This window comes from Caloramator sp. mosi_1 (assembly GCF_028622835.1).
Lineage (GTDB): Bacteria > Bacillota > Clostridia > Clostridiales > Caloramatoraceae > Thermobrachium.
In genome coordinates this window covers 2,205,844-2,226,680 of sequence record NZ_CP117677.1, presented here as the reverse complement: position 1 = coordinate 2,226,680, position 20,837 = coordinate 2,205,844, and the positions used below count along the sequence as shown (strand labels likewise).

The 20,837-nt window shown below is 28.9% G+C and carries 17 protein-coding genes, 1 tRNA gene, 12 pseudogenes and 1 other annotated feature; of the genes and pseudogenes, 3 read left to right on the top strand and 27 right to left on the bottom strand.

All coding sequences use genetic code 11. The features are described 5' to 3' along the window. Nucleotides 1-6: 6 nt before the first annotated feature. The 3 genes from PL321_RS15755 to PL321_RS15745 all read right to left on the bottom strand — a co-directional run bounded on the left by PL321_RS15755 (nucleotide 7) and on the right by PL321_RS15745 (nucleotide 2,708). The gene (locus tag PL321_RS15755) at nucleotides 7-936 is read right to left on the bottom strand and encodes a D-alanyl-D-alanine carboxypeptidase family protein (RefSeq protein WP_273962638.1); all 930 of its coding nucleotides are present in this window, start codon (nucleotides 934-936) and stop codon (nucleotides 7-9) included. Nucleotides 937-1,317: 381 nt separating this feature from the next. Then, complete coding sequence (locus tag PL321_RS15750; protein WP_273962637.1) at nucleotides 1,318-2,532, bottom strand: transposase; 1,215 nt, start codon at nucleotides 2,530-2,532, stop codon at nucleotides 1,318-1,320. Further along, entirely contained in the window at nucleotides 2,529-2,708 is a 180-nt protein-coding gene (locus PL321_RS15745) for a hypothetical protein (protein WP_273962636.1), read from the bottom strand. Before PL321_RS15745 ends, PL321_RS15750 begins: the two co-directional genes overlap by 4 nt. A 180-nt stretch (nucleotides 2,709-2,888) precedes the next feature. On the opposite strand from PL321_RS15745, the pseudogene PL321_RS15740 reads away from it, so the two are divergent. Next, nucleotides 2,889-3,862, top strand: a pseudogene (locus tag PL321_RS15740) (biotin--[acetyl-CoA-carboxylase] ligase). Nucleotides 3,863-3,985: 123 nt separating this feature from the next. Here the strand turns inward: PL321_RS15740 and PL321_RS21745 are convergent. From PL321_RS21745 to PL321_RS15700, 8 genes and pseudogenes are all read right to left on the bottom strand, one after another. After that, nucleotides 3,986-4,353, bottom strand: a pseudogene (locus tag PL321_RS21745) (biotin transporter BioY). Beyond that, nucleotides 4,266-4,442, bottom strand: a complete 177-nt coding sequence (locus PL321_RS15730) for a hypothetical protein (RefSeq protein WP_273962635.1) — start codon at nucleotides 4,440-4,442, stop codon at nucleotides 4,266-4,268. Before PL321_RS15730 ends, PL321_RS21745 begins: the two are co-directional and overlap by 88 nt. A gap of 170 nt (nucleotides 4,443-4,612) precedes the next feature. Continuing rightward, nucleotides 4,613-4,709: transfer RNA gene (locus PL321_RS15725), tRNA-Sec, on the bottom strand. 69 nt (nucleotides 4,710-4,778) lie between these two features. Beyond that, nucleotides 4,779-6,680 (bottom strand): annotated as a pseudogene (gene selB, locus PL321_RS21740) (selenocysteine-specific translation elongation factor). 11 nt (nucleotides 6,681-6,691) lie between these two features. After that, nucleotides 6,692-8,075 (bottom strand): annotated as a pseudogene (gene selA / locus PL321_RS15715) (L-seryl-tRNA(Sec) selenium transferase). A 9-nt stretch (nucleotides 8,076-8,084) separates the two neighbouring features. Beyond that, nucleotides 8,085-9,115, bottom strand: a pseudogene (selD, locus tag PL321_RS15710) (selenide, water dikinase SelD). Between the two features lie 47 nt (nucleotides 9,116-9,162). Next, a pseudogene (locus PL321_RS15705) lies at nucleotides 9,163-9,575 on the bottom strand (helix-hairpin-helix domain-containing protein). Between the two features lie 2 nt (nucleotides 9,576-9,577). Continuing rightward, nucleotides 9,578-9,724, bottom strand: coding sequence for a hypothetical protein (locus PL321_RS15700; protein WP_273962633.1), 147 nt, complete (start codon nucleotides 9,722-9,724; stop codon nucleotides 9,578-9,580). Nucleotides 9,725-10,102: 378 nt separating this feature from the next. Here PL321_RS15700 and PL321_RS15690 point away from each other — a divergent pair. Continuing rightward, nucleotides 10,103-10,665, top strand: a pseudogene (locus tag PL321_RS15690) (D-alanyl-D-alanine carboxypeptidase family protein). Next, entirely contained in the window at nucleotides 10,590-11,033 is a 444-nt protein-coding gene (locus tag PL321_RS21735) for a hypothetical protein (RefSeq protein WP_443110808.1), read from the top strand. Before PL321_RS15690 ends, PL321_RS21735 begins: the two are co-directional and overlap by 76 nt. Before the next feature lie 5 nt (nucleotides 11,034-11,038). Here PL321_RS21735 and PL321_RS15685 read toward each other — a convergent pair. From PL321_RS15685 to PL321_RS15620, 16 genes and pseudogenes are all read right to left on the bottom strand, one after another. Further along, nucleotides 11,039-11,421 (bottom strand): annotated as a pseudogene (locus tag PL321_RS15685) (RidA family protein). A 175-nt stretch (nucleotides 11,422-11,596) separates the two neighbouring features. Beyond that, nucleotides 11,597-14,066, bottom strand: a pseudogene (gene leuS, locus PL321_RS15680) (leucine--tRNA ligase). A 47-nt stretch (nucleotides 14,067-14,113) separates the two neighbouring features. Next, nucleotides 14,114-14,294, bottom strand: a binding site (T-box leader). Between the two features lie 50 nt (nucleotides 14,295-14,344). Next, nucleotides 14,345-14,683, bottom strand: a complete 339-nt coding sequence (gene rsfS / locus PL321_RS15675; protein ID WP_273964622.1) for a ribosome silencing factor — start codon at nucleotides 14,681-14,683, stop codon at nucleotides 14,345-14,347. 124 nt (nucleotides 14,684-14,807) lie between these two features. Next, on the bottom strand, nucleotides 14,808-14,999 hold the full coding sequence (locus PL321_RS21730) for a LytR C-terminal domain-containing protein (RefSeq protein WP_443110807.1): 192 nt from the start codon (nucleotides 14,997-14,999) through the stop codon (nucleotides 14,808-14,810). Nucleotides 15,000-15,049: 50 nt separating this feature from the next. Continuing rightward, a complete protein-coding gene (locus PL321_RS15670; RefSeq protein ID WP_273962632.1) occupies nucleotides 15,050-15,364 on the bottom strand; it encodes an LCP family protein in 315 nt (104 codons plus the stop codon). Then, nucleotides 15,328-16,086 carry an LCP family glycopolymer transferase gene (locus PL321_RS15665; RefSeq protein WP_273962631.1) on the bottom strand — a complete coding sequence of 253 codons (759 nt, stop codon included), beginning with the start codon at nucleotides 16,084-16,086 and terminating at the stop codon, nucleotides 15,328-15,330. Before PL321_RS15665 ends, PL321_RS15670 begins: the two co-directional genes overlap by 37 nt. A gap of 55 nt (nucleotides 16,087-16,141) precedes the next feature. Then, a complete protein-coding gene (gene yqeK, locus PL321_RS15660; protein WP_273964621.1) occupies nucleotides 16,142-16,474 on the bottom strand; it encodes a bis(5'-nucleosyl)-tetraphosphatase (symmetrical) YqeK in 333 nt (110 codons plus the stop codon). Continuing rightward, a pseudogene (gene nadD, locus PL321_RS15655) lies at nucleotides 16,451-16,879 on the bottom strand (nicotinate (nicotinamide) nucleotide adenylyltransferase); the annotation flags it as partial. The gene yqeK and the pseudogene nadD, both read right to left, overlap by 24 nt. Before the next feature lie 58 nt (nucleotides 16,880-16,937). Further along, a complete protein-coding gene (locus PL321_RS21725) occupies nucleotides 16,938-17,012 on the bottom strand; it encodes a hypothetical protein (protein ID WP_443110806.1) in 75 nt (24 codons plus the stop codon). A gap of 163 nt (nucleotides 17,013-17,175) precedes the next feature. Further along, nucleotides 17,176-17,474 (bottom strand): annotated as a pseudogene (gene yhbY, locus PL321_RS15650) (ribosome assembly RNA-binding protein YhbY). Between the two features lie 10 nt (nucleotides 17,475-17,484). Next, nucleotides 17,485-18,747: pseudogene (gene obgE, locus PL321_RS15645) on the bottom strand (GTPase ObgE). 40 nt (nucleotides 18,748-18,787) lie between these two features. Continuing rightward, nucleotides 18,788-19,303 (bottom strand): Spo0B domain-containing protein, encoded by a 516-nt coding sequence (locus tag PL321_RS15640; RefSeq protein WP_273962629.1) that lies wholly within the window; start codon nucleotides 19,301-19,303, stop codon nucleotides 18,788-18,790. Nucleotides 19,304-19,392: 89 nt separating this feature from the next. Further along, nucleotides 19,393-19,659 (bottom strand): 50S ribosomal protein L27, encoded by a 267-nt coding sequence (gene rpmA / locus PL321_RS15635; RefSeq protein WP_273962628.1) that lies wholly within the window; start codon nucleotides 19,657-19,659, stop codon nucleotides 19,393-19,395. Between the two features lie 35 nt (nucleotides 19,660-19,694). Next, nucleotides 19,695-20,006 carry a 50S ribosomal protein L21 gene (gene rplU / locus PL321_RS15630; RefSeq protein ID WP_273962627.1) on the bottom strand — a complete coding sequence of 104 codons (312 nt, stop codon included), beginning with the start codon at nucleotides 20,004-20,006 and terminating at the stop codon, nucleotides 19,695-19,697. Nucleotides 20,007-20,125: 119 nt separating this feature from the next. After that, nucleotides 20,126-20,278, bottom strand: a complete 153-nt coding sequence (locus PL321_RS15625) for a hypothetical protein (RefSeq protein ID WP_273962626.1) — start codon at nucleotides 20,276-20,278, stop codon at nucleotides 20,126-20,128. 143 nt (nucleotides 20,279-20,421) lie between these two features. Beyond that, nucleotides 20,422-20,811 carry a ribonuclease E/G gene (locus PL321_RS15620; protein WP_337961194.1) on the bottom strand — a complete coding sequence of 130 codons (390 nt, stop codon included), beginning with the start codon at nucleotides 20,809-20,811 and terminating at the stop codon, nucleotides 20,422-20,424. Between the last annotated feature and the right edge of the window lie 26 nt (nucleotides 20,812-20,837).

Genomic DNA, 20,837 nt, shown 5'->3' with positions numbered 1-20,837 from the left:
ATTCTCTTATCTTATAGAAAATACTTTTTTACTAAAATCGGAAGCAGCAACCGCATCTACTTCTATCTGATCAATACTAGTTTTAATCACAATTTTACCAATAACATCGCCCTTATGTATTTTTCTATTTAATTTACTATTTAAATTTATACTTACTTCTACATTGTCATTATTTTTCATTAACACTGCAACATCTGTCTTTGGTGTGTAAATCAATTTATTTCCAATATAATTTTTATTTTGAACCTCAAGATTTGTTTTATTTGTAATTACATAATTCTCATAATTTTCTATTGCATAATTTAATATTCTTTTAGTATCCTCAAATCTTGCATCTTTTGTTTCACAACCTAAAACAACACTTATAAATCTTAAGGGTTTTCCTTTTCCTTTTGAGTTTGTTGCATCAAGTGTTGCAATCAAACAGTATCCTGCTTCTTCTGTATAACCTGTCTTTAACCCATCTACACCTTTCAATCTTCCTAATAACTTATTAGTAGAAGGATATATAATATTTTTAAACTTAAAACTATGCAAAGAGGTATAGTTTAATATATCCCTATGTTTATTTAAAATGATATAAGCAAGTAAAGCCTGTTCATAGGCAGTTGATATATTGTAATTTTTATTTTTAGTTAATCCTGAAGAGTTGATATAAAAAGTCCTATTTAACCCTAACAATTTTGCATTTTCATTCATCCTATATACTAAATTTTCTTTCTTTACTCTATAATACTCCTGTTCAAGCACTTCTGGTGCATTATTAGCAGAAAATACTAACATTGCTGTTATTAAATCATCTACTTTAACTTTTTCTCCATAATTAACATTTAATATGGGTTCATCATAATTAAATTTTTTATTATCTAAATTATAAATAACAAAGTTATTTTTATAATCACTACCTAATGCATCGATAAATGTATAATATGTCATCAATTTTGTTAAGGACGCTATAGCCCTTATTTCATCCTTATTTTTTCAAATAAAACCTTTCCATTTTCGGCATCTATTAGAACAGCAGATTTGCAATTTAACTGATTTTCTAATACATTTGCATTTACATACACTGTATTTGTAAAAAAGCTAAAATTGTACCGATAATTATAATAATATGCTTCATATATCACCTCTCTATTAATTTTAACAATTTATTCCTACGAATGCAATATTTTTTATTTATTGATTATATAACATTTTTAAATATATAATAAAATAGTAATAATAGATATGAGCATAATTAAATAAAAAATAAAACAACAAAAGTTAAATTATTACAATTTTTATTAAGCGTAGCTTAACTATCAAAAATGGAATTTAAATTGAAATGAAAGAAACAAAAAAGGGTAGACTATCCCCTTGGTGAAATTGATGCTTAAAAATTTTGATATAACTTAGTTTAAGCTGTCCTTTTAATCCCGATAGGGATTTGTATTTATCAACACAGCCAGATTTTATAGCAGCAATTGCAATAGTTAAAAGACAAATATGTCCGATTGTATTTAGATTAGCAACAGAGTTAATATTTTTAACATAAGCTTGCTCAGTATTTAGATTCTTCCATCTAGAATTGTATCTTTCAGATTCAGTTCTAAGACTGTATATTTTCTTGAAAAATATAGAATCACGATTTATGGAAGATCTATAATCAGTGCCAATACTTATGTATTTTACACAACCTCTGTTTTTCTTACCGTTAAAGAATTTTTCGTGGTTACATGGACATAAAGAATCATCTTTAGAAGTTCTAAAAGGACAGCAAAACTTTTGTTTAATATAGGAATCAAAATATTGTTTGCCATCTTTATGCATTGCTAATCCAGCATCGCATATTACATTACCTGTGGATGTTAAGTCTTTAGGCTTTCTTCCACGTTTATTTAATGCAATGAAAGCATGACCTTTAAGGGTATTACGAATAAAGTCATGATTTTGCTTTGAATCATAGCCTTTATCAGCAATAATATAACTACCTTTGAGTGGGAACCACTCATTTGTATCAGATAGGATTTCTGTAAAGTTAGAAATTTCATTGACATCAGCGGTTGTAGTAAATTCAGCAATGGGAAGACCAGAGATAGCATCACAAATAACATGATTTTTGTATCCCCAGTAGAATTCATATTTTTTCTTTGAATTATTAGGTTTATCTTCTGAAACTTGAACATTCATAGAGTTATTAGCAGTATGAACACCTAATTTACAATCTTTATCAGAAGAAGGCGGGTTATTTTTAGAAAACTTGTTATTTGCGAAGCATTTAGGATTATTAAATTTAGTGTTAGCTTTAACAGGCGTTGCATCAACTGATATAAAGTTGTTGTCAATAAATCCTAGTTCTTTAAGAATATTAACTTGATTTTTCATGATTTCCTTAAGATAAGAGTTAGATAAATTTTTAATAAATCTCTGAAAAACTGAGTATGAAGGCAAAGGCTTAAGAATATTAAAACCACAAAGCTGAGCAATGATTAGATTATTTTCTAGAAAATCTTTTAGGTCAGTAATTTTGCCGAACTTCTCACATTTCATAACAATAAAGGCTCTAAAAGAGCATGGCGAGAATAGCCATTAGGACCATATTTAGAAGGAATCCTATCGGGTAATATAGATAAATCAAGACTATCAAAGATTTTAGTATAAAAATTGATAAGTTTTTGAGAAGTAAAAAGTTCAATTATATTAAATATTTCTTGACGTTGGTACATAGAGATTTCCTCCTTATTGTTTTTGTATTATGTGTGGTTATATAGTATAATTCGACAAAAAGAGAGGAAATCCTATGACATAAATTTGAGTGATAAAAAATTTGGCCCTATCGGGCTAGTAAAATCAAGGTCTTTGAGTTATGCTCAAGGCTATAGTAATAATATCAATGGGGTGATTAAATGAAGTCCAAAATACTGAATATATTAAAAGCGTCAAATACCTTTGTTTCTGGTGAAGAGCTAAGTAAATTATTAGGAATTTCTCGTGCTGCTATATGGAAACATATAAATCAATTAAAGAAGGAAGGCTATACAATTGAATCATTAACTAATAATGGATATAAACTAATCAGTGCTCCTGATATTTTATCTTATGATGAAATTTATCCGTTTCTAAAAACAGAATTTATTGGTAGAGATATTATGTATTATCAAACTATAGATTCTACTAATTCTTATGCTAAGTCTATAGTTAATAATGCAAAGGATGGATTAGTCATAATTGCAGAAGAACAAACAAAAGGAAGAGGAAGATTAGGTAGAACTTGGATTTCTCCGAAGGAAAAGGTATTTGGATGTCGATTATTCTTCATCCTAATTTACCTCCAACAGAAGCACATAAGCTTACAATTCTTACTGCATCTGCAATATACCAATCACTAAGCAAATTTAACATTGATATAAAAATTAAATGGCCAAATGACATACTAATAAATAACAAGAAGTTATGTGGCATATTAACGGAAATGAACGCAGAATTAAATCATATAAACTACTTAATTATAGGAATAGGAATCAACGTTAATCAAGAAATTGAAGACTTTACTTCAGATCTAAATCAAATTGCAACTTCATTAAAAATAGAAACTGGAGAATACATTGACAGAAAGAAATTAACTGCTGAAGTACTAAATACATTTGAAAAATTTTATTTAGAATACATATATACTAAAAATATAATGCCATATTTAGAAATTGTTCGTAAAAATTCAGCAATAATAAATAAAGAGGTAGAAATAATTAAACCAAATGAAAGGTTTGTAGCAAAAGTACTTGATATTGACGCTGAAGGTCAATTGATTATAAATAAAAATGGAACTATTGAAAAGTTGCTCTCAGGTGAGGTAAGTCTACATAATATGTATATCAAATAAAAATTAGCCCGATATGTTAATATCGGGTATTTTAAAACTTTTAATTATAAATCTGCAACTTTTTTATTTTAAATCCAGCAAATGTAGCCAACAAACATTTCAATATATCAAAGGGTAAAAATATTAAAATACCATTCTTAAGTGCCCAAAATACGGTAACACTTTTTTAAAGTATACATTTAAAATAAAATATAAATAAGTTATACCAAATAAATAAACAACACCGACACCTAATAAAGAAGCTAAAAACATAATAATTAGGTTTTGTTTTTGCTTATTTCTAATACTTTTCCTGTTGCATAGGCACCAAATATAAAACCTATTAAATATCCAAAACTTGGTTTAAGTATTACTTGTACTCCTGCAGTTCCACCTGCAAAGACTGGAATACCAAGTAGTCCCATTAACAAATAGACAACCTGTGAAATTGCAGCTTTTTTGAACCTAAAATAATACCAGACATAATAACAAAAACAATTTGCAAAGTAAATGGAACATAAAATATAGGAATATTTATGTACGCACCTACAGCTGTCAAAATAGAAAACAAACTAATAATTACTAATTCTGTTGCTTTCATAAATACCTCCCGTTGTAAACTTATATTTATTATTTGGTTTACAATTATTATATAAAATATTGTTTTGATTGTCAAACTTTTTAGTAAAGAAATTTGCTGCTACATTGAAAAATTAGTTTATAACTTATTATCTAAAAAATAACGCCTTTAAGGCGTTTTCATCATTATTTTGGCGGGAGTATGTGGGAATCGAACCCACCCAACGGGGTATTAGCCCGTCAACTCGGTTTTGAAGACCGGTAGGCACACCAGCACCTATCTACCCCCGTGCTTTATTATTATACATAAAAAATAATATTTGTAAATAAAATAAATAAAAAATATCTATTAATTTTATCAATACAACACCCTTTTATCTTCAATTCTTTTTGTAAACTTTATTGAATCAAAATACTCTAAAATCATAACAGCATATTTCCTACTTATTTGCAATCCATCTCTAAACTCTGAAGTTAATATTTCGCCATTATTTATAATATACTCCTTAAGCCATTCTTTTGCACTTTCTAATTTTTCTTTTAAAAAACAGTACTCATTCTCTATGTTTATTATAATTTCATCCTCTATCATCAAATCTAAAATTCTCCTTGCAGTTTCTTTTTCTCTTCCAAAATCACTTAAAACAGTTTCAATTTTAGGTGGCATTAAATTTGATTCATTCAGCACTTTTAATATTTTTTCTTTTAATTCTAATTGCCTTTTATTAAGTCTAACTTCAAAATCTTTAAGTTTTACATAATTTGTTTTAATGTCAATCGTATCCTCCTGTAAAATATTGAAAAGAATATCAACTAATTTACTTCTTATTTCTTGATCAAATACTTTATTTTTAAATTCTTCTTTATTCATACCATTAATTAAAGAATTTTTAATATGATAATCGCTTAAGATCCTAATAGCCTTTTCTTTTATATGTTTTATATATGAACTATGAAGATATATTTTTTCACTTCCTAAATCAAATAAATAAATCTTTTTTCTTTACATAAACTTTCAAGAATTTCTTGTAAATTTTCAATTCCACTTCCTATCAATCGTTTTACATCGTCTATATTAGGAAATTGATTGCTATATTTTTCAACAGTCCCTTCTACAATATCCTTAACATTACCCTTTTCTTTTATTAATAATTCTTCTAATACTCTTATATCTCCCGACTTATGCTTTTTAGCATTTGGTTCTAATATCGTTCCCCTCCTATTGTAATCATAGGAGAATACGTTCTTATGATAAATTTATCTCCTCTCCTTGCAGCTATTGGCTCTTCAAGTCTAAATTGAACAAGAGCTGAGTCTCCTGGCTCTATTTCTTCTTTATCCAATAAAATTACTCTCCCAATAATCTCTTTGGTACCGTGATATAATTTTATTCTGTCTCTATTTTTTAATTTTTTGTTGCATCCTCTAAATAATTTAATCTACAATCAATCATTAAAGAATTTTCCAAACTTCCAGGCTTTGCTACAACATCACCTCTATTAACATCTTCTTTTTTATACCTGAAATATTTAAAGCTACTCTTTGGCCTGCATAGGCTGTTTTAACTTCCTTTTCGTGCACTTGTATACTTCTTATTTTACCTTTTAAACCTTTTGTAAAAATTTCACATTCTTCACCAACAGAAACACTTCCTGATATCAATGTACCTGTAACAACAGTACCAAACCCCGTTACAGTAAAGGATCTATCAACTGGCAACCTAAAGTCGGTAATTAAATCTCTCCCTTTATTTCTTGTGTTAATATATCTATTGTAATTATTAGGTTATCTATTCCTTGCTTAGTTGTTGACGATACTGGAATTATTGGTGCATCCTTAAAAGGAGTATTCTTTAAATATCCTTTTATATCTTCAACAACAAATTCCAGCCATTCTTTATCAACTAAATCTATTTTAGTTAAAACAACTATTCCTTTTTTATATCCAACAATTTTAATATATTTAAATGTTCCCTTGTTTGCGGCATAATTCCCTCATCTGCTGCAATCACCAGGAGAAAAATATCTATACCACTAACTCCAGCCAACATATTCTTAATAAACTTCTCGTGTCCTGGGACATCTACAATACCTGCTCTTCTTTTACTTGGTAGATCAAAATAGGTAAAACCTAAATTAATGGTAATTCCTCTTTCTTTTTCTTCCTTTAATGTATCTGTATCTCTTCCTGTTAATGCTTTTATTAAGGTTGTTTTTCCGTGGTCTATATGTCCTGCTGTTCCTATAATAACATTTTGCATTAATTTTGCCCCTATAAGATGCTATTTAGATTTTTCTGTATTATTACATAATCATCCTCAAAAAGAGTTCTAAGGTCTATTATTATAGTATTTTTGTTTACCCTCACTACTACAGGTATTCTCACATTTTCTTAATTCTTCTTCAACCTCTTCTACCTTTTTATTTTTTGGCTCTATAGTTACTACGAATGTTGGGATTGTCTCAAGAGGCATAGCTCCTCCACCAACTGTAGAAAAATCTTCTCTAACTGTTATTTTTGCTCTTTCAGCATTTATTTCTTTCTTTAAAATTTTTAATAATTTATTTGCCCTTCTTTTTAATTCTTGATAATCAAGTGTCAACATATTTAATATGGGAATATTTTTTATAACTTCTTCTTCATTTAAATATAGATTTAAAGTTGCTTCAAGAGCTGCTAATGTAAACTTATCTATTCTCAATGCCCTTGTTAGCTGATTTTTCTTCATCCTTTGAATATATTCTTTTTTCCTATTATTATACCAGCTTGTGGCCCACCTAATAGTTTATCACCACTAAATGTAACAATATCTACACCTTTTTTATACTATTTTGTACTGTCGGTTCATAACTTAGTCCATACTTAGATAAATCTATAAAAACTCCACTACCAATATCTTCTATAAGAGGTAGACCATATTTTTTCTTTAATTCAACCAATTCTTCTATACTAACTTCCTCTGTAAAACCAAGAATTCTATAATTGCTCTGATGAACCCTAAGTATTGCCGCAGTATTTTCACATATTGCATTTTCATAATCAAATAGATGCGTTCTATTTGTCGTTCCTACTTCCTTTAGTATTGCTCCACTTTGTTCCATAACCAACGGAACTCTAAAGGAACCTCCTATTTCTACTAATTGTCCTCTTGAAACTATAACTTCCTTATTTTTTGCAATTGTCGACAATACTAATAATACTGCAGCTGCATTATTATTAACAACTATTGCATCCTCTGCTCCTGTTATTTTACAGAGTAGTTTTTCTACGTGACTATATCTTGATCCCCTCTTACCTTCATCTAAATTGTATTCTAAATTATTATATCTTCCTCCAATTTCTATAATTCGCTCAAGAGCATATTTTGAAATCGGGGATCTCCCTAAATTAGTATGAATAACTGTTCCTGTCGCATTAATAACTCTTTTTAAACTTGGTTTATAATTAATTTCTAATTGATTACATATATCTCTTATTATTTGTTCTTTATTTATTTCTTTTATTTGTCCTTCTAAAACTCCTTTTCTATATCCTTCAATTACTGCTCTCACAATATCTACGACATATTTTCTTGGATATCTGTCCAAAAGCTTTTTATTCTGTTTTCATTTAATAACGTGTCTACCTTAGGAAGTAATGATAATAAGTTGCTCATTTTGACCTCCTATTCAATATATATGTATGTTCCATCAAAGTCTGTAACATAGCCAACTATAAAAGCTTGTACATTATTCTTTTCTAAATCGCTTAACAATTCTATTGCTTCATTACTTTCTAAAGAAAATACAAGTCCTCCTGATGTTTGAGGATCAAATACTATATCTTCTATAAATTCACTATTCTTTAAATTAATATATTTACCCTTTAAATAATCTTTATTTCTATAACATCCTGCAGGAATTATACCCATTTTAGCAAATTCTTCAACTCCATCTAATAATTTAATTGAATCCCACTGAATATGAATTGTAACATTACTACCCTTTGCCATTTCATATAGGTGCCCAGCAAGTCCAAAACCTGTTATATCTGTACAAGAGTTTATTTTATATTTCTTAGCAATATTAGCAGCATACATATTTAAAGTAGACATAGTTTTTACTGCTTCTTCAATTTGTTTTTCTTCTACTACGTCTCCTTTTATTGCTGTATTTATTATACCTGTTCCTATTGGTTTTGTTAAAATCAGCATATCACCAGCTTTTGCATTGGAATTAACCCAAATATTATTAGGATTAACATATCCTATAACTGATAGCCCATACTTTGGCTCATTATCATCAATTGTATGACCTCCTGCAATAATACCCTTTGCTTCTATTACTTTATCTGCACCACCCTTTAATATATCACCTAATATATTAATATCTTTGCAGGCAGGAAAACAAGCTATATTTAGAGCCAAAAGTACATCTCCACCCATTGCATAAATATCACTTAAGGAATTTGCTGCTGCTATCTGGCCAAAAATATAAGGATCATCAACAACAGGAGTAAAAAGTCAACAGTATGTATAATTGCAAGTTCATCATTTATTTTATATACAGCAGCATCATCAGATGTTTCTATTCCAACAATTAGATTATTATCAAATACCTTAGGTAATTGACACAGAACCTGTGCCAAGGTCTCAGGACCAATCTTTGCCGCTCAACCAGCTGCTTTAACCATTTGAGTTAACTTTATGTCTGTCATTATTATCCCTCCCCTCTAATTAATTTTATATCATTAACCATATCTAATCAATAAACACATATAAAATCCTTAATATTTTCAAACATCTTATCACCAATTCCACTTACGTTTTTTATATCTTCTATTCTTTTAAATTGTCCATTTTTTCTCTGTATTCTATAATTCTTCTTGCTAATGAATCTCCAATTCTGGGTAATTTTTTTAATTCTTCTATTGTAGCTTTATTTATATTAATCTTATTTTCATTTATATTTGAAAGTACAACTTCACCATTACCATTCTTAATGCCTTTCGCTGGAATTCTTATATAATCTTCATCCTTTAATTTGATTGCCAAATTAACTGCTTCTGAATTTGCATTCTCAGTAAAACCACCAGCTATATATATTAAATCTATCAAACGTTTGTCATCATCTATTTTATAAACGCCAGGCCTTTTTACTTCACCACAGATATACACTTTTATCTCTTTTTACAATTATCTTCACTTTTAATTACAGCTATGTCATTATTTCCTGCTTTAATTGAATAGTATTTTATAGAACCTACTATTAACATTATTAAAAATAAAGCATATAAACCAATCTTTTGATTTTTAGTAAAATTCATATTGACCACCTCAATAAAATTTTACCCAACTGTATTAAAATTAAACTGTATTGTTAATGGATTTTTTTTGGTATAATTAAACCACTAGAAAGGAGAGAGACAAAAGGTGAAAAAATATTGATAATAATAGTTACTATATTTTTTGTCTAAATCCATTTAGGCTAACAGCTTTTGCAGAAGACAATATTGAATTGAATTGTGAATCAGCTATATTAATTGACGCTGATACTGGTCAAATTCTATACGAAAAAATTCAAATAGCATCTTAGCTCCTGCAAGTATTACTAAAATTTTAACTACAATAATTGTGCTTGAAAAATGCAATTTGCAGGATAAAGTTATAATTGGAAAAAATCCCCCTATGTAGGTGGTAGTAAAATTTATATACACGAGGGCGAAGAATTTACTATTGAACAACTACTATATGCACTAATGCTTTCTTCAGCAAATGATGTAGCAGAAGCACTTGCAGAACATATCTCTGGAAGCGTTGAAGAATTTACTAAAATAATGAATGAATATGTAAAAAAATTGGTTGTAAAAACACATACTTTTCTAACCCTCACGGGCTTTATGATGATAATCACTACACAACCGCATTTGATATGGCACTTATAACAAGATATGCAATGAGGAATGAAACATTTAGAACCATTGTTGCAACTAAACAATATATAATTCCACCAACCAACAAACAACCAGAAACTCGATACCTTAATAATCATAACAAGCTTCTTTGGAACGGTGGGAAATATTATTATAAGTTTGCAACAGGTGTAAAGACTGGTTATACAATTAAAGCTAAAAACACTTTTGTTGGTTCTGCATCAAAGGATGGAATTAATTTAATTGTTGTAGTAATGAAATCTCCTCCCAAGTCTATAACGATGTTATTAAATTATTTGAATATGGATTCAACAATTTCAGTAAAGAAAAAATAATAGATAGTACTTTACCTTATACCTATATTCATATAAATCAAGAGAAAAATTTAATACCTGTTTATAGTAGCAGGGATTTTTATTTTCTTATAAATAAGAATAATAGTAAAATACCTGCTCAAAACGTAATTTTAAAACAAAACCTTAAAAATGTTCACAAAAACGAAGTTGTAGGAAAAGTAGAATTATTGCTTGATGGAAAGGTTATTGATTCAATTGATTTAATTTCAACTCAAGACTATATAACAAGTTTTAATTATAATATAAAATCCAAAAATTATAGCAACTATTTATATCCAATAATCGCCATTTTTCTGATTCGGGGATTTTATAGAAAATATAAAAGAAAAAGGGGCCTCAAAAGATAGGCCCTTTATTCTATGTATGCAATTGCCTCAATTTCTACTAAAGCATCCTTAGGAAGTTTTCCTACTTGAACTGTTGATCTTGCTGGCATTTTTCTTTAAAGTATTCTCCATATACTTCATTAACAGCTGCAAAATCGTTTATGTCCTTTAAGAATATTACTGTTTTGATGACCTTATCCATTGAAGTGCCAGCAGCCTCTAATATAGCTTTAACATTTTCTAATGATTGTTTTGCTGCAAGTTTTACATCATTTGATACAAGTTCACCTGTATGAGGATTTATTGGTATTTGTCCAGATGTAAATACTAAATTACCATATTTTATTGCCTGTGAATAAGGTCCTATTGCTGCTGGAGCATTATTTGTGCTTATAACTTGTTTTTCCATAATACCAACCTCCTATAATTATATATTTTAATTATAAACCTTATAAAAGAAATTTGCAAATTTTAATTCATAATATACCCGTTTATTAGAAGATATCATTCAATATTACGAATACTATAAACCTTAATAAATACAGCAAAAGCCATAGGTTATCAACCTATGGCTTAGTTTTGTTTTACTTTACAACTATATTTACAATTTTTCCTGGTACAACTATTTCCTTTACTATTTGTTTTCCCTCTAAGCTTTGCTTTATTTTTTCGTCATTCTTTGCTATTAATAAAGTTTCTTCTTGAGTTGCAGTAGGTGAAACTAATACTTTTCCTCTTAATTTGCCATTAATTTGTACTACAATTTCTATTTCATCCTGCTTCAATGCTTCTGTATCATATTCTGGCCACATTTGACTATGCACACTTCCCTCTTTACCAATCATTTCCCATAACTCCTCAGTAATATGTGGCACAAAAGGTGCTAATATTAATAACAACTTTTCTGTTGCCTCTTTTAATACTTCATCCTTAGCATTATCCTTTTCTTTATATTGATACATTGCATTAACAAGTTCCATTGTAGCACTTATTGCAGTATTAAAGTTAAATCTTTCTGTAATATCTTCAGTAACTTTTTTAACAACTGAATGTAATACTCTTCTCATTTCTTTATCATCTTTTGTTAATTGTTGAACATCAATAGCTTTATTTATTCTGCATCTGTCCTTTAATTCGTCAACTAATCTCCATACTCTATTTAAAAATCTAAAGCAACCTTCAGCTCCTTGATCGCTCCATTCTAAATCTCTTTCTGGAGGTGCTGCAAACAAAACAAATAATCTTGCTGTATCAGCTCCATATTGTTTTACTATTTCTTCAGGACTTACTATGTTACCTTTAGATTTTGACATCTTAGCACCATCTTTTAAAACCATTCCTTGTGTTAATAGATTTCTAAATGGTTCATCTACTGGTGAAATTTTAAAATCATATAAAGCCTTTGTAAAGAATCTTGAATATAAAAGGTGTAATATTGCGTGTTCTACTCCTCCAACATATTGATCAACATCCATCCAATACTTTGCCTTTTGATAGTCAAATGCCTGTTTATCATTATTAGCATCAGTGTATCTTAAGAAATACCAAGATGAACATACAAATGTATCCATTGTATCCTTTTCTCTTGTTGCTTTTGCCCCACATTTTGGACAAACTGTATTCATAAATGACTCTGATGTTGTAAGTGGTGATTCACCTTTTCCTGTAAATACAACATCTTCTGGTAATAATACAGGCAACTCATCTTCTGGCACTGGTACCTCGCCACAATGTTCACAGTATACTATTGGAATTGGTGCTCCCCAATATCTTTGTCTTGATATTAACCAGTCTCTTAATCTATAGTTTACTTTGTAGTCACCGGCACCCTTTTCCTTTAAATAGTCTATTATTTTATTATATGCTTCTCTATTATTCATTCCATCAAATTGACCTGAATTACACATAATTCCATCTTCAGTATATGCCTTAGACATAGTGTTAGCATCTAAAACTTCTTCATTAGGATTGATTACAACTTTTATAGGTAAATTGTACTTTTTAGCAAAATCAAAATCCCTTTCATCGTGGGCTGGTACCGCCATAACAGCACCTGTTCCATAATCTAAAAGTACATAATTTGCTGTAAGAATTGGAATTCTATCTCCATTTGCTGGATTTATAGCATATGCTCCTGTAAATACACCTTCTTTTTCTAAATCAGATGATGTTCTTGTAACTTCGTTAACAAATTGCATTTTATTTATGAACTCATTAACCTGCCCTTCGTATTCTGTACCCTTTGAAATTTGTTGAACTAATGGATGTTCCGGAGCAAGAACTATATACGTAACACCAAAAACTGTATCTGGCCTTGTTGTAAATACTGTAATCTTCTCTTCTCTTCCTTCAATTTTAAAATCAATTAAAGCACCTGTGCTTTTACCTATCCAATTTTCTTGCATTATTTTAACTTTTTCTGGCCATCCCTTTAATCTTTCAATATCATTTAAGAGCCTCTCTGCATAATCAGTTATTTTAAAATACCATTGCTCTAAATTCTTTTTACCAACAGGTGTTCCACATCTTTCGCATTCTCCATTTACAACCTGCTCATTTGCTAAAACTGTTTCACAGGATGGACACCAATTTACAAATGATTTTTTCTTATAAGCTAAACCGTTTTTATACATCTGTAAAAACATCCACTGAGTCCATTTATAGTATTCAGGCATACAAGTTTTAACTTCTCTCTCCCAGTCATAGCTAAATCCTAATCTTTTTAATTGTTCCTCCATCTCTGACATATTGCTTATTGTCCATTCCTTTGAGGAATACCGTGTTTGATTGCAGCATTTTCAGTTGGTAGTCCAAACGCATCAAATCCAATAGGATGAAGTACATTATACCCTTGCATTCTCTTAAATCTTGCAATAACATCACCTATAGAATAATTTCTAACGTGTCCCATATGAATTTTCCCTGATGGATATGGGAACATTACAAGCATATAATATTTAGGTTTCTCTGAGAAATCTTCTCCATTAAAATTGTTATTATGCTTCCATTTTTCTTGCCACTTTTTTCTATTCTCTCAAAATCATAAAATGCCATAACTACACCTCCGTAATTTTTGCAATATAAAAAGCCTCACCCCTAACGATAGGGACGAGGCTACTTCTCGCGGTACCACCCTATTTGACCAAAATTTGGTCCACTTAATTAGATATAGGTCTCCCTGCCTTCTTTTTATCGAGGCGAGTTCAGAACTTCGTACAACTGGTTTGCACCACCCACCAGCTCTCTGAATGTCGTAAATTCCTACTACTCCTCAGAAGACAATAATATTTATTTTTGTATATTATACTATAATAATCTTAATATGTCAAAGATTATATATTTATCGCTTCGGCATCTATCCAAAGTCTCTCTAAATCATAAAATTCTCTATCTTCTTCATAAAATATATGAGCAATTACTTCACCATAATCTAACAATATCCACTTTCCGGCGTTATAGCCTTCTTTATGATTTATTTCATAACCATTTTCCGACATTTTTTCTTCTATCTCATCTGCTATTGCTTTAACTTGTATCGTAGATGTGCCACTACATATTACAAAATAATCTGCTATTTCAGAAAGTCCCTTTACATTTAAAATTTTTATATCTCTGGCCTTTTTATCCGATGCTGTTTTTCCAATAAAATAGGCCATTTTTGATGTTCCCATCAAAAACATTCCTCCTAACTTTTAATAAATATATCTTATTATATTTATATGGTCTTTTGATGAAAAAGACATAATTATTTTACACTATCAAGCCCTAATATGACAATAACATCTTCCTGTTGATTTAAATCTTTTTAACAATACCACACACTATAATCTCCTTAATTTCTTCAGCTACTTCGTTATCCTTAGTATATATAATTGTTTCTCTTAATTTTTTATTGTAATTACCAATTTCTGATACTTCATATTTGTTTTCCCTTAAAATATCTTTATATTTTGCTGCAAGACCATTTTTATTTGTTGAGTTTAATATTTTTATATTATAATCAGTTTTTTTATTTGTTAACTTTGCACTAAAATTTGCTAAAAATCAGAGTCATCCCTGTAATTTGGTATATAATACGAAACAGAATTTATATATTTAGGTTCTCCTGACATAACTTTTACTTCTATGTTATTTTTATTTAAACCTATATATGAACTGGCATACTTTATCATATCAAATTTATTAAAATCTGTACTTACGTTTTTTGTTATAACTCCTAAAATCTTTGGGAACTTAATTAAAACTATTGGTGATTTTAATTTTTCAGCAACTTTAATTAAAAACTCTTGTTGTGTTGATATCCTACCTATATCCCCTAAGGCATATCCACTTCCATCATTATTTTTCTCCATCTTACAAATTGTTCTGCCTTAAGACCATCAAGATGTACCTTTTCTCCTTTTTTAAAGTGTATCTTAATATCCCTTGCGTCATAATTCATATCAAAGGGTATAATAACATCTATACCTCCTATTGCATCTACTAATTCTCTAAATGAATTATAATCAACTTTTATATAATGATCTATTTTTATTTTTAACATAGTTTCTATCTGTTCTTTTAATGAATTTATTCCTCCAATTGCGTGTATAGAGTTAATTTTTCTATATTCACCATTAAACTTAACCCTCGTATCCCTTGGAATAGAATATATGTATATTTTTTTATCCTTAGGTTCAAGATGTACAAGCATTATCGTATCTGAACGTTTTGGGGCTTCTTTATGTTCATAATCTCCCGCATCAACTCCAATAAGTAATATATTGGTGGATTTTGGTTTATTCAGCTTTAAAATGACTAAAGGTATTGATATTATTAAAATAAGTATTATAATTGCCTTTAAAAAACGTTTCATATTAATCCCCATATTCAACAAACTATTTCTTAATTCTATTGTATTTGGATGTATTAATAAACCCTTTGTTATAAGGTATTTAATTGTTGATTCACAGGATTTTATAATGGCTAAGTCTATATTTTCAAAGGCCAGTTTTCTAATTTCATCTACTCCTTCAAAATTCCTTTCTTCTTCTATAATGTCAGCTATAAATATAATTTTTTCAAGCATTGACATATCTTTTCTTCCTACAGTATGGTAGTATATTGCATTGAAAACATCATTATCAATACTAAATTTGTTTTGCTATATATGCTCCAACAAAAGAATGTAAAATTTGAGGTGATTTTAAGTCAATTTCATTTAATTGTATTTTATAATCTTTAATATATTTAAAAATATCTTCTGAACTTAAGTTTTTAGCATTGTCGTGTAATAGTGCTGCTATTTCAGCCTTTTCTTCATTAATGTTATATACTTTAGCCAATTTTACAGCTATATTTGAAACATTGATTGAGTGTATGTACCTTTTTTCATCTAAATTTTGTTTAATAAAATTATTAATTTCTTGCTTGTCTAAATTATTTCTGTAAAGATTATTTGAAATTATATATTTTTCTACCACATCAGGAACATAATATTTTATTGATTTGTTATTTTTAATTCTATACCTTATATCAGAAGAAGATATCTCTATATTGGGTATATTCACAAGTTCAATATCTAAGCTAAAGACTTTATTATAGTAGTTTATCAACCTAACTATATCATCTTTATCTGAATTTCTATTGACTACAACAAAACTACAATACCTATGAATATCCTCTATATTTTTCCAAGTATGTAGTTCCTTTAGCGTATCATAGCCTATTATAAATAAGTATTTGTAATCTTTATGTACTTCATTTAACTTTTTTAAAGTATCAATAGAATATGTTATACCTGTTCTTTTAATTTCTATATCCATTACCTCAAATTTTTTATTTGTTTCAATCGCTAACTTAACCATATTTAATCTATCATAGGGACTTGCTAAATCTTTTTTTCCTTATGAGGTGGATTTCCAACTGGTATAAATATAATTTTATCTAATTTTTTTGACTAAGTACTTCATTTGCAATTATTAAATGACCATTATGTATCGGATTAAAAGTACCACCCATAATACCAACTGTTAACATAAATATCATCTCCCAATAAAAATCACTTTTTATTATACAAAAATGTAATAAAAATTAAAAGTGTTTATTATACCAAATTTTTGACTAAAAGGAAAGTGCCATATATTGATAATATCACTATGGCACCTTTATTTTAAATTATAAATTATTTTTTCGTTGGCAGTTCAATCTTTGGCTTATTTTTGATTGTCTATATATAACAAATCTATTTCCTATAACCTGTACTGGTTCTGCATTTAATGCTTCGCATACAATATCACAGGCTTCCCTTGCAGTTATTAATGAATTTTTTAAAACGTTAAGTTTTATAATTTCCCTTGCTTCTAATGCTTCATCAATTTGACTAAGTACCCTTTCATCTATACCTTCTTTACCTATTTGAACTATCGAATCTATATTATTTGCTAAACCTCTTAAATAGCTTCTTTGTTTACTTGTTATCATATTTATCCTCCTATTCTATGAATTCAAATTCAAAGTCATTCATTCTTACAAGATCTCCATCTTTTATACCCATTTTTCTTAACTCATCAATAATTCCTCTTTTTCCAATACCTTATGGAAATATTTTAATGACTCACTATCGTAAATATTTACAGTTAATAATAATCTATCAACAAAAGAACCTTCTATTACATAGGTTCCTTCTTCGTCAATTCTTATACTATAAGTAAACCTCTTTTCTTCCGGAACATATACATCATATTCTTCTTTTTCTTCAACTATATTATCCAACATATTGCTTACATATAGCATTACTTCCTTTAATCCTTTATTTGTTGCTGCAGATATTTCAAAAACCTCTATTCCCTGTTTACTTAATTCCTCTCTTAATCTCTTAACATTCTCTTCGCTTCCTGGAATATCACATTTATTTGCTGCAACTACTTGAGGTTTTTTAGATAATTTTTCACTATAAAGTTTTAATTCTTCATTTATTTTATAAAAATCATCTATTGGGTCTCTACCTTCAATACCTGATGCATCTATTACGTGTATAAGTACTTTAGTTCTTTCTACGTGTCTTAAAAATCTATTCCAAGTCCAACACCTTCGTGGGCTCCTTCTATTAAACCCGGAATATCAGCTAAAACAAAGCTTTTTACTCCTTGCATCTCTACAACACCTAAATTAGGTTTAAGTGTTGTAAAATGATAATTTGCTATCTTAGGTTTAGCACCTGTAACCATAGATAAAATAGTTGATTTACCTACATTAGGAAATCCAATTAAACCAACATCTGCCAACAGCTTTAACTCAAGTGTTATCCATTTTTCTTCGCCAGGCATACCTGGTTCTGCAAAATTAGGAGCCTGTCTTGTTGGAGTTGCAAACCTTGTATTTCCTCTACCTCCTCGTCCTCCTCTACATACTATAAATTCTTGTCCTTCTTCCACCAAATCAACAATAACTTTTTCTGTTTCAGCATCCTTAATCACTGTTCCTGCTGGAACTTTAATAATTAAATCTTCTCCATCCTTACCAAATTTATTATTTGTACCCCCATTTTCTCCTCGCTGAGCTTCGTATTTTTTTGATACTTAAAATCCAATAGCGTACGCATATTTACATCAACCTTTAAAATTACATCTCCACCACGTCCGCCATCTCCTCCATCTGGTCCACCAAAGGGTACATATTTTTCTCTTCTAAAAGAAACACATCCGTGTCCACCATCACCAGCTTTTACATAAATTTTTGCTACATCAACAAACATTTTATTCACCACCTTTATTGTATGTCAATCTTAACTATTTTTATATTGTTGTCTGTATGTATTGATATATTTTTGAAATATAATTAAAGTCTATCTCTTCATAATTTATATCTCCATCATTATGTAATAATATTTGTAAACCATCTATATTTTCCTTTGTTGATATAAAAATCTCCTGATTTTTAAATTGTTTTATTAATACATTATATAAAGTTTGTTTAAAGTCTTCTAAACCTTCTATGTACTTGTTAATATTTTTGCTTAATTCTTCTTCTGTTATGTAACTTTTTATATTTTTCAACTGCCAATCTAATCCACATTTTTCTACTGTGGTAATTATATCGTGAATTATCAAGGATAAATAACTATTTTCAAGATTATAAAGTTGACTTAACATATACATTTTTGTATTTAGCTTTTTTATATAATTTAAAGCTTCATTTGGTTTATTTATTTGTAAATACCCATATATAACCTGTAAATAGTTCATAAAGTCGTGTCTCTGTTTACGAATTTGGTTTAAGTACCACTGAATATTTATCTTATCATCCATCATAATCACCTACTTAATTGTGTATTAACACTAAAATAATACACTACGATTAAATAAAATGCAACAAAAATGCACCCTTATGGGTGCATTTATTATTGTGCTATTTCAGCTGGATATACGCTTACTTTCTTTCTATCTTTACCGAATCTTTCAAATCTAACTACACCATTTACTAATGCAAATAGAGTGTCATCTTTTCCTCTACCTACATTTTCACCTGGATGTATCTTTGTACCTCTTTGTCTTACAAGTATATTTCCTGCAAGAACAAATTGTCCATCTGCTCTCTTGACACCAAGTCTTTTGGATTCACTATCTCTACCGTTCTTGGAGCTACCGACACCTTTCTTATGAGCCATTGATTACACCTCCTTATAAGAAAGCTCTATATGCATTAAGCTTCGATTTTTTCAATCTTAATTTGAGTATAAGGTTGACGATGACCTTGCTTTCTTCTGTAATCCTTCTTAGCCTTAAACTTAAATACTATTACCTTCTTAGCCTTTCCGTGCTTAACTACTCTTGCTATAACCTTTGCTCCTTCAACAGTAGGTGCACCAACTGTTAGCTTACCATCCTTTGAAACAGCAAGTACTTCGTTGATTTCAACTGTTGAATCAACATCAGCATTTAGCTTTTCTACGAAAAGTAGGTCACCTTCTTGTACTCTGTATTGCTTTCCACCTGTTGCTATTACTGCGTACATTTTTACACCTCCTCTAACCAGTCTCGCCGTAGAAACAAGGCACCTTCAGGTTTAAAGCCCGTCTCGAGCGGTCTACAAAAGGTAGTTTATCATATAAATTACTTTTGTGTCAACACTTTTTATTTTTTAATCTTAATCATTACCCTCTCATCATCTTCTTCTACTTCCCATATATTACTTTTTAAAGTAAATAGATATTTTTCTATACCTTCCTCAATTATCTTATAATCATTTATTTCACCTACAACTAACTTTATTTTAGTTTTATACATTTCTTCAATTTTCTTTAGACTTTCTCTAATTAATGTTTCGTTTTTTTGTATATTTGATTATTAATTAGTATTAAATACTCACCCGAATTTTGTTTTTTACTAATAACTCTATTTCTCTTAAAATTGTATGAACATTTTTGATTTCAACCCCAAATCATAATACTTCTCAAAAAATTCTTATTAAATCTTTTTCGTGAAATTTCCATTATACCTAATTTAGTCAACCCTAAGACTTGTATATCTATGTTGTTATCTTCAATAATTTTATACATATATTCTTCTAAATCTTTTTTCCTTTTATAATCTAAATCAATAAAGTCAATTAATATATTTCCATTTAAATTATATTTCATTATAAAATCAATAACAACATTGCAGGCATCTTTATTTATTTCATAAGCACTATTGATATTTGTAGAAAGTGATGAATTTACATCGATAATAGTAAATGCTTCTGTAAAATCTACAACTATGCTACCACCATTATCTAATTTTATTGTTTTTGCAGTATTATTTTTTATTATTTCATCTATTTTATAGGGTATGTTACTATCGACTA

Bases quoted from the DNA above. Each gene is read 5' to 3' on its own strand.
- PL321_RS15670 (WP_273962632.1), bottom strand. From the start codon at position 15,364: ATGGAGAAAAATAATGATGGAAGTGGATATGCCTTAGGGGATATAGGT.
- PL321_RS15640 (WP_273962629.1), bottom strand. From the start codon at position 19,303: ATGATGGATGATAAGATAAATATTCAGTGGTACTTAAACCAAATTCGT.
- rsfS (WP_273964622.1), bottom strand. From the start codon at position 14,683: ATGGGAACATCAAAAATGGCCTATTTTATTGGAAAAACAGCATCGGAT.
- rplU (WP_273962627.1), bottom strand. From the start codon at position 20,006: ATGTACGCAGTAATAGCAACAGGTGGAAAGCAATACAGAGTACAAGAA.
- PL321_RS15745 (WP_273962636.1), bottom strand. From the start codon at position 2,708: ATGTACCAACGTCAAGAAATATTTAATATAATTGAACTTTTTACTTCT.
- PL321_RS15665 (WP_273962631.1), bottom strand. From the start codon at position 16,086: ATGTCAATGCTTGAAAAAATTATATTTATAGCTGACATTATAGAAGAA.
- rpmA (WP_273962628.1), bottom strand. From the start codon at position 19,659: ATGGCTCATAAGAAAGGTGTCGGTAGCTCCAAGAACGGTAGAGATAGT.
- PL321_RS15625 (WP_273962626.1), bottom strand. From the start codon at position 20,278: ATGTATAAAACTAAAATAAAGTTAGTTGTAGGTGAAATAAATGATTAT.
- PL321_RS15755 (WP_273962638.1), bottom strand. From the start codon at position 936: ATGACATATTATACATTTATCGATGCATTAGGTAGTGATTATAAAAAT.
- PL321_RS15750 (WP_273962637.1), bottom strand. From the start codon at position 2,532: ATGAAATGTGAGAAGTTCGGCAAAATTACTGACCTAAAAGATTTTCTA.
- PL321_RS15700 (WP_273962633.1), bottom strand. From the start codon at position 9,724: ATGAATTTTACTAAAAATCAAAAGATTGGTTTATATGCTTTATTTTTA.
- PL321_RS15730 (WP_273962635.1), bottom strand. From the start codon at position 4,442: ATGAAAGCAACAGAATTAGTAATTATTAGTTTGTTTTCTATTTTGACA.